16 protein-coding genes are annotated in these 14,791 nt (G+C 64.5%); 8 read left to right on the forward strand and 8 right to left on the reverse strand.

All coding sequences use genetic code 11. From position 1 onward, the window contains the following. Positions 1–3 precede the first annotated feature (3 nt). Positions 4–768 (reverse strand): copper homeostasis protein CutC, encoded by a 765-nt coding sequence (locus NKH13_RS17750; RefSeq protein WP_352913346.1) that lies wholly within the window; start codon positions 766–768, stop codon positions 4–6. A 226-nt stretch (positions 769–994) separates the two neighbouring features. Here NKH13_RS17750 and NKH13_RS17755 point away from each other — a divergent pair, with 226 nt between their 5' ends. Both NKH13_RS17755 and NKH13_RS17760 read left to right on the forward strand, forming a co-directional pair. Then, entirely contained in the window at positions 995–1,438 is a 444-nt protein-coding gene (locus NKH13_RS17755; RefSeq protein WP_352721040.1) for an SRPBCC family protein, read from the forward strand. A gap of 119 nt (positions 1,439–1,557) precedes the next feature. Continuing rightward, the gene (locus NKH13_RS17760; protein WP_352913348.1) at positions 1,558–2,013 is read left to right on the forward strand and encodes a carboxymuconolactone decarboxylase family protein; all 456 of its coding nucleotides are present in this window, start codon (positions 1,558–1,560) and stop codon (positions 2,011–2,013) included. Between the two features lie 27 nt (positions 2,014–2,040). On the opposite strand, the gene NKH13_RS17765 is transcribed toward NKH13_RS17760, so the two are convergent. After that, positions 2,041–2,949 (reverse strand): LysR family transcriptional regulator, encoded by a 909-nt coding sequence (locus NKH13_RS17765; protein WP_352913349.1) that lies wholly within the window; start codon positions 2,947–2,949, stop codon positions 2,041–2,043. Between the two features lie 351 nt (positions 2,950–3,300). On the opposite strand from NKH13_RS17765, the gene NKH13_RS17770 reads away from it, so the two are divergent. From NKH13_RS17770 to NKH13_RS17780, 3 genes are read left to right on the forward strand one after another with little or no spacing between them, the layout of a single operon-like run. Continuing rightward, the gene (locus NKH13_RS17770; protein WP_352913350.1) at positions 3,301–3,654 is read left to right on the forward strand and encodes a nuclear transport factor 2-like protein; all 354 of its coding nucleotides are present in this window, start codon (positions 3,301–3,303) and stop codon (positions 3,652–3,654) included. Then, on the forward strand, positions 3,639–4,622 hold the full coding sequence (locus tag NKH13_RS17775) for an alpha/beta hydrolase (RefSeq protein WP_352913352.1): 984 nt from the start codon (positions 3,639–3,641) through the stop codon (positions 4,620–4,622). Before NKH13_RS17770 ends, NKH13_RS17775 begins: the two co-directional genes overlap by 16 nt. Then, positions 4,619–5,170 (forward strand): nuclear transport factor 2 family protein, encoded by a 552-nt coding sequence (locus NKH13_RS17780; protein ID WP_352913353.1) that lies wholly within the window; start codon positions 4,619–4,621, stop codon positions 5,168–5,170. The genes NKH13_RS17775 and NKH13_RS17780 overlap by 4 nt, the downstream gene beginning before the upstream one ends. A gap of 38 nt (positions 5,171–5,208) precedes the next feature. Here the strand turns inward: NKH13_RS17780 and NKH13_RS17785 are convergent, their stop codons facing one another. Then, the gene (locus NKH13_RS17785) at positions 5,209–5,640 is read right to left on the reverse strand and encodes a cupin domain-containing protein (protein ID WP_352913354.1); all 432 of its coding nucleotides are present in this window, start codon (positions 5,638–5,640) and stop codon (positions 5,209–5,211) included. Between the two features lie 68 nt (positions 5,641–5,708). Continuing rightward, on the reverse strand, positions 5,709–6,539 hold the full coding sequence (locus NKH13_RS17790; protein WP_352913356.1) for an AraC family transcriptional regulator: 831 nt from the start codon (positions 6,537–6,539) through the stop codon (positions 5,709–5,711). 90 nt (positions 6,540–6,629) lie between these two features. On the opposite strand from NKH13_RS17790, the gene NKH13_RS17795 reads away from it, so the two are divergent. Further along, positions 6,630–7,829 carry an amidohydrolase gene (locus NKH13_RS17795; protein WP_352913358.1) on the forward strand — a complete coding sequence of 400 codons (1,200 nt, stop codon included), beginning with the start codon at positions 6,630–6,632 and terminating at the stop codon, positions 7,827–7,829. Here the strand turns inward: NKH13_RS17795 and NKH13_RS17800 are convergent. Genes NKH13_RS17800 through NKH13_RS17810 form a run of 3 tightly spaced genes read right to left on the reverse strand, consistent with a single transcriptional unit; the run spans position 7,807 to position 11,497 of the window. Further along, entirely contained in the window at positions 7,807–10,029 is a 2,223-nt protein-coding gene (locus tag NKH13_RS17800; protein ID WP_352913359.1) for a xanthine dehydrogenase family protein molybdopterin-binding subunit, read from the reverse strand. The two genes, NKH13_RS17795 and NKH13_RS17800, sit on opposite strands and share 23 nt — an antisense overlap. After that, positions 10,026–11,015, reverse strand: a complete 990-nt coding sequence (locus NKH13_RS17805; RefSeq protein WP_352913361.1) for an FAD binding domain-containing protein — start codon at positions 11,013–11,015, stop codon at positions 10,026–10,028. Before NKH13_RS17805 ends, NKH13_RS17800 begins: the two co-directional genes overlap by 4 nt. Continuing rightward, positions 11,012–11,497 carry a (2Fe-2S)-binding protein gene (locus NKH13_RS17810; protein WP_352468744.1) on the reverse strand — a complete coding sequence of 162 codons (486 nt, stop codon included), beginning with the start codon at positions 11,495–11,497 and terminating at the stop codon, positions 11,012–11,014. The genes NKH13_RS17805 and NKH13_RS17810 overlap by 4 nt, the downstream gene beginning before the upstream one ends. Before the next feature lie 491 nt (positions 11,498–11,988). Here NKH13_RS17810 and NKH13_RS17815 point away from each other — a divergent pair, with 491 nt between their 5' ends. Then, on the forward strand, positions 11,989–12,222 hold the full coding sequence (locus NKH13_RS17815) for a hypothetical protein (RefSeq protein WP_352913362.1): 234 nt from the start codon (positions 11,989–11,991) through the stop codon (positions 12,220–12,222). 684 nt (positions 12,223–12,906) lie between these two features. Here NKH13_RS17815 and NKH13_RS17820 read toward each other — a convergent pair. After that, entirely contained in the window at positions 12,907–13,797 is an 891-nt protein-coding gene (locus NKH13_RS17820) for a LysR family transcriptional regulator (protein WP_352913364.1), read from the reverse strand. 104 nt (positions 13,798–13,901) lie between these two features. Between NKH13_RS17820 and NKH13_RS17825 the strand changes: the two genes are divergently transcribed. Beyond that, positions 13,902–14,765: an SDR family oxidoreductase gene (locus tag NKH13_RS17825; protein ID WP_352721017.1), complete on the forward strand. Its 864-nt coding sequence runs from the start codon at positions 13,902–13,904 to the stop codon at positions 14,763–14,765. Positions 14,766–14,791 lie beyond the last annotated feature (26 nt).

The following is a 14,791-nucleotide window of genomic DNA, read 5'->3' on the forward strand; positions in this document are numbered from 1 at the left end:
GCATCATGTCCGGGCAGCGGCGATGGTTGCCGCCACCATCGCCTCGTCGGTCACGGTGTTGCGGTATTCGCGGTCGAGGTCGGTGCCGCCCATGCCGACTTTCGGGTTGCGGTAGCGCATGGCGCTCGGCACGTCCTTGAGCGCGGCGAAGTGCATTTCGCTCAACCCGGTTTTCCTCCGCACCTTGCCGATGTTCTCGGGATCAAGCCCGCCGCAGCCGAGGATGATGATGCGGCCGCCGGCCTGCCTGACAAGATCGGCGAGCAGGTCCGCGCCTTCCAGTGCCGTGTCGCGCTGGCCGCTGGTCAGCACGCGGCCGACCTTGCAGCGGACCAGCGCCTCCAGTGCCTCTGTCGGGTCGCGGGTCATGTCGAAGGCGCGGTGGCAGGTGACGTTCAATCGCCCCGCCGCCTTCACCAGTTCGCTCATGCGCTGCTCATCTATCGTGCCGTCGGCCGCGAGGCAGCCGATAACGACACCGGCGACGCCGAGCTCGGCAAGCGCGCGGACATCGGCGAGCATCGAACGATATTCGGCTTCGCTATAGAGAAAATCGCCGCCGCGCGGCCGCACGATGACGTGGAACGGGATCGTCGCCAGCTCGAGCGCTGTGCGCACCGTGCCGAAGCTCGGCGTGATGCCGCCCTCGATCAGGCTGGCACAAAGCTCGACACGGTCGGCGCCTGCGGCTTGCGCGGCCAGCAGGCCGTCTGTGCCTTCGACGCAGATCTCGATCAGCGGCAGGCGAGGGCGTTCGGTCTCGATCATGGGCGATCCGTCGATGATTTCAGCTGGCCAGCGGTAGCATCGGGTCTGGTGCGATGAAAGCCGGAAGTGTTGGCTCAATGTGCTTGCGGGCGCGCCTGCCATTCCGCCGCTTGACACATTCATAACTTAAGCGTTATACGTAACTCATAGCTGATGGGTTATTGGTTCTCATGGAGAGCGCGTTGTTGAATAGCCCAGCCAAACCGCAAACAACGGGTCCGAAGTCATGACTGAAGCAACCAAAATCGAAACCAAATCCATTGTCGTCGAGCGTCTGATCCCGCATGCGGCTGAAAAGATATGGCGCGCACTGACCGTGCCGCATCTGGTTGCCGAATGGCTGATGGAGAACGACTTTGCGCCTGAGCAAGGCCATCGCTTTACCTTTCGCGCGACGCCGGTGCCTGGCTGGTCCGGCGTGACGAACTGCGAGGTGCTGAAGATCGAGCCGCCACGCCTGCTCGCCTACAGCTGGGGCGACGGCACCGAATCCGACAGCGGTCTGAAGACCGTGGTGACATGGTCGTTGACGCCCGAAGGTACGGCGACGCGGGTGCGCATGGAGCATTCCGGGTTCCGGTCCGAGGACGAGCGCGGCTACATCGGCATGGGAAGCGGTTGGCCGCGCATTCTCGAGCGGCTTGAGCGGGTGACTGCCTCGCAAAGCTGAAGATCCCGGCGCTCGCCTTGCCGCAACGCGGCGGCCGGCGAACTGACAGAACCAAGAAATATCGAGACCCCGGATGTTCGTCGTCCGGGCTTGAGAAAACACGTCCGAAGGAGACCACTGTGCAAGCACGATTGAAAAACCCGGTGATGCTCATTCCCGGCGCCCTGCAGGCGCTGCTCGCGCTGGACAAGTCGACGGAAACGGCTGACCTGTCCTATGTGACGCGCAAGCTCGTCCATTTGCGCGCCAGCCAGATCAACGGATGCAGCCTCTGCGTCGACATGCATGCGCGCGAATTGAAGAAGGCCGGCGAAAAGGACGAGCGCGTCTTCACCGTGTCCGCCTGGCGGGAGACACCTTATTTCACCGACGCCGAGCGCGCCGCGCTGGCGCTGACCGAGGCGGCAACCCGGTTGGCCGACCGGCCGGATCCGGTGCCGGACGCGGTCTGGGACGAGGCAGCCCGGCACTTCGACGAAAAGGCGCTTGCCGCCCTGGTCGTCCAGATTGCCCTGATCAATGCGTTCAACCGTCTCAACGCAACTACCAGGCAGATGGTCGGCGCCTGGGGCTGAACGGGGCCGGGTTCCCGCAAAGCCACATCAGATCCGCAGCTTGTGAGAATTCGCGCGCACGAAGTCGATGAAGGCCCGCAGCTTCGGCGGTACGAGGCGGCGGCTCGGATAATAGAGGTGGAGCGGCTCGTAAGCGGGACAGAAAGGCTCCAGCACCTTGACCAGCGCGCCTGAGGCAAGAAGCGGCGCGGCGAGGCCCTCGACCGCGAAGGCGAGGCCAAGCCCCTGCGCGGCGGCGGTAATGCACAGCGGAAGCGTGTTCACGACCAGACATGCGTCCGGCGTGAATGCGACTTCGCGTCCCTCCACGATGAACTCCCAGGGCGAAATCGTGCGGGTGCGGGTGAGAGCGAATGCGATGCAGCGATGGGCGGCGAGGTCGGCCGGCCGCTTCGGCGTGCCGTTGCGCGCCAGATAATCGGGGCTGCCGACCACGACCATCTGCAGGGGTCCGCCCAGGCGCGCGCCGATCATATCTTTCTGGAGAAGCTCGCCGATGCGCAGGCCGGCGTCGAAGCCCTCGGCGGCGATGTCGACGAAGCTGTCGTCGAAGATCAGGCTAAGCCGCACTTCGGGATAAGCATCCATGAACGGCCGCATCAGCGGTTCGATCAGCAGCGGGGCGGCGATCCAGGGCAGGCTGAGGCGCAGCGTGCCGGCGGGACGGTCGCGGGCCTCGCGCAGTGCCGCACCAGCCGCCCGGATATCTTCGGCTGCCGGGCGCACATGATCGAGGTATTGGGCACCGGCTTCGGTCAAGCCAACGCTGCGGGTCGTACGGTTGAGCAGCCGCACCCCCAGGCGCTCCTCGAGCCCCTTGACCGCCTCGCTCAACGAGGCCGGAGCGACGCCGAGCTCGGCTGCGGCGCGGGTGAAGCTCCTGGCCTCCGCAACTTTTACGAAGGCGACGATGCCGCTGAATTGGTCGAGGCGCATTGTAAGGTTTTTCCAAATAGCCCTGTCGAACCCTACTGGTTTTTCCGGCGAACAAAAGGCGTCATGTTGGGCTCGACGAACGGGCCTCGCTGTTGCGACGGCTCGAACTGGCAAGGAGACAGGACCGATGACCAGGCTCGCTTCACTCGCCGCCGGCGCCCTTCTGGCGGTGTCTGCCGCCCCGGCGAATGCCGGGCCGCTGGAGGACAGCAACATCCAGCTCATCAAGGACTACTACGCAGCTTACACGAGCGGCAATCCCGAGGCCGTGCGGCCCTTCCTCGCGCCTGACATCGTGTGGCGCATTCCCGGTCATCATCCGCTCGCCGGCGACAAGCGCGGCCGGACGAGGTGGTCGCCTTCTTCCGCGGCCTGGCCGACGGCAAGTTCAAGGCGGAGCCGATCTTCTTCCAGGCGCAGGGCGACCTCGTCGTCGATGTCCATCGCGGCTGGTCGAATGTCGGCTCAGGTCCCGAGATCGACCAGCTCTACGCGCTGATGTTCCGCATCAAGGACGGCAAGATCGCCGAGGCACAGAATTTTTTGACCGACATGTATCAGTCGGACGCCTTCTACTGGGCTCATTACCCGCTGACGCCATTGCCCGGCCGACTGGCTGGCGAGCGCTGGGACGGCGGTCTTTCTCGCAACGCGCCGCGCTTCTCACTCCAAGCCAAAGGAGACTTGCGATGCTTAAAATCCTGACACTTGCTGCAGCAACCGCCGTGGCGCTCGCCGCCTCCAATGCCTTCGCCGCACCGCGCATCGAGCGCGTCGCTTTCGCCTCGAACGGTGAGCAGATCATCGGCGAGCTCTATCTGCCGGAGGATTTGGACGCGGCGAAACCTCGGCCCGCGCTGGTCGTCACCGGCGCCTGGATGACGGTAAAGGAGCAAATGCCGGCCCGCTACGCGCGCGAGATGGCCGACCGCGGCTTCGTCGCCTTGACGTTCGATTTTCGCGGTTGGGGCGAAAGCGGCGGCATACGCCGCCAGTACGAGGATCCTAAGGCCAAGATCGCCGACATCGAAGCAGCGGTCGCCTATCTCGCGAGCCGGCCCGAAGCCGATCAGGACCGCATCGGGGGGCTCGGCATTTGCGCCAGCTCCGGCTACATGGTCACCGCTGCGGCCGAAAACGCCGCGATCAAGTCGGTCGCCCTCGTTGCGCCCTGGTTGCAGGATGCCGAAGTGGTCGAGCAGACCTATGGCGGCAAGCACGGCGTCGCCAGGCTTGAAGCCACGAGCGATGCGGCCGAGGCCGCGTATCGCCGCACCGGCAGACAGGCGTTCCTGCCGGCCGCGAGCCTGACCGACGAGCGCGCGATCATGTTCAAGATGCCCTATTACACCGAGCCCGATCGCGGCATGATCCCGGCCTGGCGCAACGAGGCCGATCCGGCCTTCTGGCGCGGCTGGCTGAGGTTCGACGCCATCCAGGCTGCCCCGCGCCTGCACCAGCCCTTTCTGATGGTGCATAGCGAGGCGGCAGCCATTCCCCAGGGTGCGCACAAGTTTTACGCGCGGCTGACCAGCTCCAAGCAGGAGCTGTGGCTCGACAACGTCACCCAATTCGATTTCTACGATCGTGCCGCGCCGGTGAAGGCGGCGAGTGATGCCGTCGCCGCGCACTTCCGCGCGACGCTGGGCAGTGCGGGGGAGGCGGGACAATGAGCTTCGTCACCCGCCGGCATGTCCTGATCTCGGCGGTTTCCGCTGCGATGATTTCCGCCATCTCGGCGCCCGCCTCGAGCGCATCGGGAGATGCGCTGACGGTCGAAGACAGGATCGCAATCGCCGAGGCGGTTGCCGGGATCGGCCTCTATGCCGATCTGCGTGAATGGAACCGGGTCAGATCCTATCTCGCGGCCCGCGTCACGACCGACTATACCAGCCTTTTCGGCGGCGAGGCGACAACCAGCGACCGCGACGCGCTGATCGCCGTGTGGCAAGGGCTGCTGCCGGGCTTCGACGCCACCCAGCACCTCATCACCAACATCACCGTCGAAGGCGCGGGCAATGACGCGGTTGCACGCAGCCATGTCCGCGCAACTCACTGGATCGGCGCCCGGTTCTGGACGGTCGGCGGCAGCTATCTCCACCGGCTGGTGCGGACGCCGGAAGGCTGGCGCGTCAACGCCATTGCCATCCATCGGTTGTACGAGGAGGGGGATCGCGCCGTTCTGGCCGCCGCTGCCGACCGGGCGAAAGCGGCGGAGTGAATTCGGACGTTGCTTGCTGCAGTGCCCGACGACCGCAGCTACTGGCGCAATACCGTGTTCTTGGTGCCTTCTTCAACCTGATCGATGACCAGCAGTTTGACGGGATCGGCGCCGACATTGGTCGCTTGATGCCATTGCCCGATCATTTCGATGATGAAATCACCTGTTTGATAGGTGTTGCTCTTGCCGGTCTCGACATTGGTCACCTGAAGCGTGCCGGCCTCGACATAGGCATAGCGCGGAAACGGATGCTTGTGGACCGGCAAGGTCGCGCCCGGCGCGATCTGATAGGCCGAGACCAGGACCTGCACGTTCTTCTGGGGCAGCGTAATCGGCTGGCCGGACGCGGTCTCGGTGCGAGAGGCAAGCGGGGTCACGACAACCGGGGTGCCGCTGGCATCCAGCGCCTGGGCCCTATTTGCAAACAGTGCAGCCGCGAGCAGCAGCGTCGATGCCAAGATTTTTCGCATGATTCCCCCCGAGCTGCGTCAGCATTGCGCAGCACGCATTGGCGCGCAAGCTGTCTGTTCAGGAGCGCCTATCCCGCTCTTCTAAATATGCCCGGCGTCATGCCATGCATGGCCCGGAATGTACGGGACAGATGGCTCTGGTCGGCGAAACCTGCCGCGATGGCGGCGTCGGCGAGGCCAAATCCCCGTTCGATCAGCGCGCTCGCCCGGCGCAATCGCCGGTCGCGGATATAGGCCGCCGGCGTGAGGCCGATCGCCTTGTTGAAGTCGCGGATGACCTGGAACCGGGTTACGCCGGCCGCGCCTGCAAGCCGCTTGAGGTCGAGCTGCGAGCCAAGCTCGCTTTCGACAAGATCGCGGTAGAGCGAAAACCTTCGCCGTGAACTGGAGCTTTCGAGCTCCTCGGGACGCCCGTTCCAATCGCCATGCCGAACGATCAGCCGTCGCAGCGCCACGAACAGGGACGTCTCGGCCATCATTGTGTCCGGGGATGTCGAGCCCTGGTGTGCTGCCGCCAACGCTGCAGCAAGACCACTGTCTTGGATAGTCGCGCGCGAAAAGACCGGAGCGCCATCGCGGCCGAGTTCGCGGGCAAGCGCGGTCATCAGCGGCACCGAAGGATAAAACGTCCGGTAGGCCCAGCCTTCGTCCGCGCCGCGTTCGCCGTCATGCCACTCCTCTGGATTAACGACGGCAATGGCGCCTGCCGGAGCAAGAACGCTTTGACGGCCGATGCGAATCCGCTCGCAGCCGAAGGTGATCAGGGCGATCACATAGGTCGGGTGCGTGTGCAGTTCGTAGCGGTGCTGGGTGAAGCGCGCCTCGAACAGGCCAAGGTCGGGGAAGCACGGATGCCGCCAGTATTTCCCGGTCTCTGCCGCTTCGTTTGTCCTTGCCATGGTCAATCCGGTTCAAGACGCCTCTCGTCCGGCCTTGTATGCCTGGCAGGATCAAATCGCGCCGCCTTTGTCGGCGTGAAAGGAGGCATCATGCTGCATAATGACCGCATCGCCGCGCTGACACCAGACGTCATAGGCTGGCGGCACCATATCCATGCCAATCCGGAGCTCGGATTCAATGAATACGAAACGGCGCGTTTCGTTGCAGAGAAACTACGCTCCTTCGGCCTCGACGAGGTGCATGAAGGGATCGGCGGCACCGGGGTCGTCGGTGTCCTGCGCAGCGGTGGTGGCGCGCGCGGCATCGGCCTGCGCGCCGAGCTGGACGCGCTTCCGGTGCTGGAGAAAACCGGCTTGCCCTATGCCTCCAGGAAAGAAGGAGTAATGCATGCCTGCGGCCATGACGGCCACGCCGCCGTGCTGCTCGGCGCCGCCAAACTGCTCAGTCAATCCCGCACCTTCGACGGCACCGTCGCTTTCATCTTTCAGCCGGCCGAGGAGAACGAGGGCGGCAGCATGCGCATGATCGAGGACGGCCTGTTCAAGCGCTTTCCGGTCGAGGCGGTCTATGCAGTCCACAACTGGCCGGGCGTCAGGCTGGGGACGATCGCCGCCCGCGTCGGGCCGCAAATGGCGGCCGTGGATAATTTCGAACTGACCTTCGAGGGTCTTGGCGCGCATGCCGCGATGCCGCAGTTCGGCGACGACCCGATCCTGGCCGCCGGCGCCTTCGTGCAAGCCGTCCAGCGCATCGTCAGCCGCTCGGTCGACCCGCAAAGCGCGCTTGTCGTCAGCCTCACGCAGATCCATGGCGGCAATGTCGGCAACATCGTGCCGGGCAAGGTCTGGCTGCAAGGCACCTGCCGCTTCTTCGAGCCCGGCCTTTCCGACCATTGCGAGAGGCTGATCGGCGAGATCGCACAAGGTATTGCCGCCGCGCATTCGCTCAAGGCCAGGCTCGATTACCGGAAGGGCTATCCGCCGCTGATCAACACCGCGGACGCGACGGCCCGCGCCGTCGAGGCGGCGGCATCCGCCGTCGGCCGGGAGAATGTCATGACCGAGTTCAGTCCCAGTCTCGGCTGCGAGGATTTCGCTTTCATGATCCGTGAGGCGAGCGGCTGCTATGCGTGGATCGGTGCCGGCGAGGTCGGCCCGGGCGAAGGCCTGCACGGCGACCGCTACGTCTTCAACGACGAGATCGTGCCGACGGTAATGCGCTATTACGTCAACCTCGTCGAGCAGACGCTTCCGCGGGCCGGTCCTTCTACAGCAGTTTTTCCGGCGTGATCGGCAGCTCCCGGATCCGCTTGCCTATAGCGTCGAAGACGGCATTGGCCACCGCAGCGGCAACGCCGGTGGCGCCGAGCTCGCCGATGCCCTTGCCGCCAATCGGGCTGGCATGCTCGTCCACCTCGTCGACGAAGTGGATAATGATATCGCCGGGAATGTCGGCGTTGACCGGAATGGCGACCCCGGAAAGGTTCTTCGACAGGAACCGTCCAAGCACCGGTTCGTGCCTGCTCTGCTCCATCGCCGCCATGCCCCAGCCCCAGATGATGCCGCCCGTCATCTGGCTGCGTGCGGTGCGGGGATTGACAATGCGGCCGGCGCTGTAGCTGCCGACGGCGCGACGAAGCCTGAGCAGGCCGAGCCCCGGATCGACACCGACCTCCATGAAGATCGCGCCGAAAGTGCGCATGGCGAGGCCTTTGCCATGCTGCGCCGGATCGAACGAGCCGGAGCCGATGATCTCGCCGATGTCGGTATGGCTCATAACATCGGCGATCGTCTGACCGCCGGCAGCGCCTTTGCGGCGAATCTTGCCGTCTTGCATCTCGACCTCGTCCGGCAGCAGATTGGCAAGACGGGCAAGCTGCGAACGTGCATCTTCGGCGGCTGCGAGCACCGCCGCGCCCACCCCCATGGTCGACGATGAGCCATAGGTCGGACCCGCCTCCGGCAGCTGTGTATCGCCCATTTCCAACTCGATCTTCTCCATCGGCAGGCCCAGCACGTCGGCTGCGATCTGCGGAAAGATGGTGAGTGTTCCGGTTCCTATGTCCTGGGTGCCGGTGCGGATGAGCACCGTGCCGTCCCTGTGCAGCCTGACCTCGGCTGCAGGCGTCGGGTGGCGGAAACAGCCCATGCTGCAGGTCGCCATGCCGTAGCCGATCAGCCAATCGCCGTCCCGTTGCGGCTTGCGCGGGCGCTCGCGCCAGCCGAACAGGCGGGCGCCTTCCTCATAAGCCTCGCGCAGCTTCTTCGATGACCAGGGCCGGCCGGTGGCCGGATCCGTGTCCGCATGGTTGATCAGACGCAGGTCGAGCGGATCGACGCCCAGGCGGTGGGCGAGCTCGTCCATCGCGCTTTCGAGGGCCCAGGTACCCGGACCCTCGACCGGCGCGCGCAGCGCCGTCGGCATGGCGACGTTTGCGCGCTCGACGCGCTGGCTGAGACGCATGGCCGGCGTGGCGTAGAGACCCTTCGAGGCCTCGGTGGCGAACTCGACGAAATCGTCGGTCACGGTTGTCAGGTTGACCACGTCCTGTTGCACGGCGGTCAGCTTGCCCGACCTGTCCGCCGCCAGCACGATCTTCTGTGCCATGCGCGGCTGGTAGCCGAGGCAGGAATAGGCATTGGCGCGGCTGAGCGCCAGCCGGACCGGGCGCTGCATGATGCGCGCCGCGGCGGCGGCCAGCACCTGATGCGGCCAGATCCAACCCTTACCGCCGAAGCCGCCGCCGGTATGGCGGGAAATCACGCGGACCTTCTCGGCCGGGATATTCAAACGGGCGGCAAGCACCTGGCGGACACCATAGACGTGCTGCGTGGCGTCGTGCAGCGTCAGCTCTCCGTCGTTCCACTCAGCGAGCGTCGCCGAGGGCTCCATGGCGTTGTGATGGCGCGACGGCTGCAGGTAGACGGCTTCGACCATGGCGGCTGCGTTACTAAGCCCGCGGTCGACCTCGCCCTTCGTAAACGTCGGCTCCAGGAACAGAAAGCCGCTCTCCCTCGGCACGACCGCAGCCTTGTCGATGGCGGTCCACTCCGGCGGTGCCGGCAATTCCGGCTCGGCGAACTCGTAGCGCAATGCGACGCGGCGGGCGCCGGCTTCCGCCGCCTCCAGCGTCTCGCCCAGCACAATGGCAAGCGGCTGGCCCTCGTGGCGTATCTCGTTGCCCTGCATGGGCATGAAGCTCTGCGCCGCCGGCGGGCCTTCGGCCTGCTGCATCTGCGTATCGGGCTCCGCCCTCGGCGATGCGAACCGGCCGAATTTGGGCATGTCCTCATGCGTGAGCACACGCACGACGCCTTTCTCGGCGAGCGCATCGTCGACGGCGATCGACGTCACGCGGCCGGCGGGAACGGGCGCGGTCACCAGCACTGCATGGAGCAGATCGGGAGCAAAATAGTCGGCCGCATAGCGGGCGCGGCCGGTAACCTTGACGCCGCCGTCAGGGCGGGCAACAGGCTGGCTGATCATCATGACGGCATCCTCGCTGCTCTTTCGATCGCCCGCAAAGCGGCGGTCTTGGCCAGTTCGATCTTGTAGGCGTTCTGCGACAAGGGACGCGCTTCGGCGAACGATTGCTCGATGGCGGTGCTCAACGCCTCGCGATCGCCGAGTTCGGCACCGGCGAGCCGCTCCTCGGCGGCGCTCAGCCGCCACGGCCGCAGCGCGACGGACCCCAGCGCCAGGGCCGCCCGACGGATGGTTTGGCCGTCCATCTCCAGCACAGCGGCGGCCGAGACGATGGCATATTCGTAGGATTCGCGCTCGCGCACCTTGAGGTAGGCCGATCGCGGCGCCGCTGCCGGCAGCTCGATTGCCGTGATCAGTTCGCCTTGCTGCAACACATTGTCTGCCTCGGGCCGCGTGTTGGGAAGCAGGTGGAATTCCGCTGCCGGAATGCGCCGGCCGGCGCTGCGGTGCGCGGTGATGATGACCGCATCAAGCGCTGCCAGCGCCACCGCCGGGTCGGATGGCTGGGTGGCGACGCAATCCTTGGTCCAACCGAATATTGCGTGATTGTCGTTGATGCCATGCAATGCCGAGCAACCGGAGCCGAGCTGACGCTTGTTGCATGGCAACTGCTCTTCGGCACGGAAATAGGCACAGCGCGTCTTCTGCAGCAGATTGCCGCCTATCGTTGCGAGATTTCTCAGTTGCGGCGACGCCGCGTTGAGGATCGCCTGGCTCAACACCGGATAGTCGCGCATGACCAGCGCATGCTGCGCGACGTCGTTGAGATGAGTCAGCGCGCCGATCGTCAAGCCGCCGCCGGGCAGTGCCTCGATCTGATCCAGCCCGTCGAGGCGGGAGATATCGATGATCCGCATCGGCTCGGCAATTCCAAGGCGCAGCCAGTTGAGCAATTCGGTGCCGCCGGCGAGAAAGGCGCTATCCGGCGCGGCACCTGCCGCGATCGTGTCGCCCAGGCTGTCGGCGCGCGCATAGACGAATGGGGTCATTGGCTCACCCTCCCGGCCGCCGCGCGCACCGCCTCGACGATTTGCGGATAGGCCGAGCAGCGGCACAGATTGCCGCTCATCCATTCGCGGATCTCGGCATCGGAGCCGGTATGTCCCTCCTCGATCAGCGCCGCCGCCGACATCACCTGGCCGGGCGTGCAGAATCCGCACTGGAAACCATCATGATCGATGAACGCCTGCTGCACGGGATGAAGCGCATCGCCGTTTGCCAGACCTTCGATCGTCGTGACCTCGCGTCCCTCGGCGGACACGGCAAGTATCATGCAGGCATTCACACGCCGCCCGTCGAGATGCACCGTGCAGGCGCCGCACTCGCCGAAATTGCATCCCTTTTTCGTTCCGGTCAGATGAAGCCGCTCGCGCAGCAGGTCGAGCAGCGTGACGCGGGGATCGAGATCGGAAAGGCTGTGATCCTCTCCGTTCACCCGCAACCTCAATAGGTGCCGATCGTGGAAGTTCATGTGGGGTACCTCGAAGCACATGCCGTACTCGCCGCAAGGACTCGTCCAGCAAGCAGCCGCCCACCTGTCGAGACGAAATAGGGCGGGCGATTCCGGGGGAAAGACGCTGTCATGCGCCGAAAGCAAAAAACGTGCGTTTGAGATTTGCGGCGGAAAGGCTTGCACGTCGCGCTTGCGCTGGCGTGGTGGCCATACTGAGCATGGGCCTGCTTAATTGTGTTTTGACTATTTGGCTGCACAGGCGCGTAAAATATCAGGTTCGCCCAGTTGTGGGCCGACTAACTCAGGGAGGATAATGTTATGAAGATGAATCGACGTAATGCTCTTGCCCTTGGTGCCACCTCGTTGTCGACCCCGCTATTGGTTGCATTGCCGACTCCGGTAGCGGCCAAGACCTACGGTCCGACTGATGGCAAAGAGATTTTTCCCGGCGTTCGGCTCGTCGAACTGGGAACACGAGACTCCCATATCAAGGGTACAAGAAAATCGCGATGGAAGACGTCGTGTATCAGCCAAAGGGATCTAGCCCGCTGGGGGATGTCATGGCCGACGACATGGTCTGCACGGTCACTGAAGGCGAGCTGCAGGTCACGGCCGGGGATATGCAGTTCACGGCCAAGGAAGGCGATGTATGGAGCTGCGGCAAGGGTAGCACGAAGGAGGCTGCTACGAACAACGGGACAGTGGTCGCCGTGATGCGGGTGATTAACCTCAAGGCTGAATAAAGCCAAGTTGGCGGTCCCATGTCGATGGTCACCTTGCCGCCTTCCTCGTCTATGCGCGTGATCTCGCCGGCAAGCTCTATCTGCTGGCCTCGCTTGACCTTGGACTTGCTGTCCACGCTCGAATGCGGGAAGTTGTAGGAGAGGATTGAGACGCTGATACGGTCGTCGGCGACCCGCCTACTACCGTGGCCGTGATCGCAACCACGTCACCGATGCCAGTGCCCCGCGCCATACACTTGAGTCTGGAGCGGACGGTGCCCTAGTCAATATGTTGCTAATATACACCCGGCCTGCAAGCTTCGCCCTTGGCGATGCGACCCAGCGGCTTGGTTGCGGGGAGACTGGCAGCTAGAGGCCGCTGGGCCTTGACGGCCAGCGAGCTTAAGAGGAGGCCCTGTGCTGGCTGACCAAAACCTTGCGCTTATGGCAACGGAAAAGCATCATTCGAACGAACACTTTTCGTCCACGAGGAGGGAAGGGAATGCGGTCGGTGGCGCTCTCAATACCTACACATAGCCGGCCGTCAGCAGTGGTGACGATGGCACAGTTCGCGGAGCCGGTTGCCGTTAAAAAATGTCGCGTTCGCGGAAGATATTTCGAATAACGCACCGCCAAGAAAGCACGGCAACTGCTTTCCTTGTGCCTCGCATAAGGCATCAACTGAGTTAACCAGCTTCCTGGGCATCATTTGCCGATATAGGCGGCCAGCTCGTCAGGCGTTCCCATGGGAAAGGCCTGCTTCAGATGGTCGATAAATGCGGAGACGCGGGCGCTCAGCAGCCGCCGAGAGGGATACAGCGTCCACAGGGCGATGTCGGGCCGATCGAGATCCCCCCAATGTACCAGCGTTCCGTCCGCCAGATCATGGCTCACCAGCGACACCGGCAGGCGTGCCGCGCCGACGCCCGCTCGCACCGCATCCCGGACCATGATGAGTGACGACAGCACAAGGACCGGCTCGATCGCGATTGTTGACCGGCCAGTGGGCGTCTTCACCGCCCAAGCCCTTCGATCGGCTGTCGAACGCATGACGGCCGGGGTCGCCAGACCCTCCGCCGGCCGGGAGAGGTGAGGACTTGCCACGACCACCAGTCGGTCACGCAGAAAGGCTCGCCCGACGAGGCTCTCATCCGGATCCGGATTGACCCGGATCACCAGATCAAATCCCTCTTCGATCATGTCGACGGCGCGGTCTTCCGTCGTGACCTCGAGCCTTACCTCCGGGTATTTCAGGGCGAAGCCGGCAGCGATCTTCCCCATCGCGGTCTGTGAGAACAGCACTGGGGCGCTGATCCGCAACCTGCCTCGCGGCCTTTCGCCGCCTGAGGCGATCGCCGCCGCGGTCTCTTCGAGCTCGGACAGCAGCCGGCCCGCGCGCTCGAAAAGCGCACGTCCTTCCTCCGTCAGCTTCAGCGCGCGCGCGCCGCGCTCGAACAGCCGTAAGTCGAGACTCGCCTCCAGCTCCGCCACGCGTCGGGACAAGGTGGCCTTCGGGCGCCCGGCAGCGCGCGCGGCCTTACCGAAGCCCCCGTGGCGGGCGACCAGATTGAAATCAGCAAGGGCAAGTAGATCCATGTGTTCCACCTGTGGGACGGCGTGTCCAGATATAACGCCTACCGACACAAATGTGGATCACTAATTTTCTGGGATGCCATACGGCTCAACTCAGGAGTAACCCCATGACCATTCTCGTTACCGGCGCGACCGGCAATGTCGGCCGCAACGTAGTCGAACAGCTCGTGAAGCGTGGCGCCAATGTGCGCGCTTTGGTTCGCGATCCCTCCAAGGCCAATTTCCCCGCTGGCGTAGATGTCGTGCAGGGCGACCTGCTCGACGTCGATTCCCTGCGCAGAGCTTTCTCCGGCATCTCCACCCTTTTCCTGCTGAACGCGGTGGTGGCCGACGAATTCACCCAGGCGCTGGTAGCGCTGGCCGCTGCCCGCGAGGCCGGCATCGAGCGGATCGTCTACCTGTCGGTGATCCACAGCGACCTCTACGTCAACGTGCCGCATTTTGCCGGCAAGTTCGGCGTCGAGCGGATGATCGAACAGATGGGGCTCAACGCCACCATCCTGCGGCCCGCCTACTTCATGGACAACGACATCACGATCAAGGACGTGGTGACCGGCTACGGCATCTATCCGATGCCGATCGGAGCCAAGGGCGTCGCCATGATCGACGCGCGGGACATCGGCGAGATCGCCGCGATCGAACTCATCCGCCGCGAGCAGGCCGCAGCGCCGCTCCCGTTCGACCGCATCAACCTGGTCGGCCCTGACACGCTGACCGGCGCGGATGTCGCGGCCATCTGGACGGACGTCCTCGGACGCCAGATCGCGTATCCGGGCGACGACACCGCCGGGTTCGAGCAGAACCTGCGGCAGTTCATGCCGAGTTGGATGGCGCTCGACATGCGCCTGATGGCCGAGCGTTTCCTCACGGACGGCATGGTCCCCGATGCCGGCGATGTCGATCGGCTGACCGCGCTGCTGGGCCGGCCGTTGCGCTCCTATCGCGACTATGCGGCCGCAATTGCCGGCTGAGCCCCACCACCGACCTTCTGTCCAGG

It is taken from the genome of Mesorhizobium sp. M1348 (genome assembly GCF_040317925.1).
In the GTDB taxonomy this organism is placed as follows: Bacteria; Pseudomonadota; Alphaproteobacteria; order Rhizobiales; family Rhizobiaceae; genus Mesorhizobium.